The organism is Halorubrum sp. SP9 (assembly GCF_005435015.1).
In the GTDB taxonomy this organism is placed as follows: domain Archaea; phylum Halobacteriota; class Halobacteria; order Halobacteriales; family Haloferacaceae; genus Halorubrum; species Halorubrum sodomense.
On record NZ_SGXU01000462.1, the window covers coordinates 1 to 379 of the forward strand.

Below are 379 nucleotides of genomic sequence, written 5' to 3' on the forward strand. Positions count from 1 at the left end.
GGAGAAATCGGAATGGGAGTACGTTGTGCGTCTCGTATTCCAGGCCCAGTTCGTCCAGTTTGGTTTCGACCTTCGCGCAGTACGGGCAACCGGGGAGCCGGTAGAGTTCAAGCATTAGAACTGGGTAGATAGTGAGCGCAGCCGCATTAAACACTCTTCGCGGCTGTGAACTGAATTCACACGAGCGTGTGGCTGGCGGGACGAACGGACAAACACCGCCGGAATCTCTCGTGATTCCTTCGGAGACGACTCACTCGATACAGCAGCTCATCGTCGACGTATCCCTGCGGAACGCCTGACACGCTTGCTTGAACGCTTCGCTGAACGTCGGGAAGGGGTGAACAGTATCGATGATGTCGTCGACGGTGAGGCCGAACTT

The 379-nt window shown here is 56.2% G+C and carries 1 protein-coding gene; it reads right to left on the reverse strand.

Annotation, left to right across the window (positions count from 1 at the left end; genetic code table 11):
• On the reverse strand, window positions 1-115 hold a 115-nt coding region (locus EXE45_RS18260; RefSeq protein WP_137695151.1), incomplete at its 3' end, for a glutaredoxin.
• Window positions 116-379: the final 264 nt, after the last annotated feature.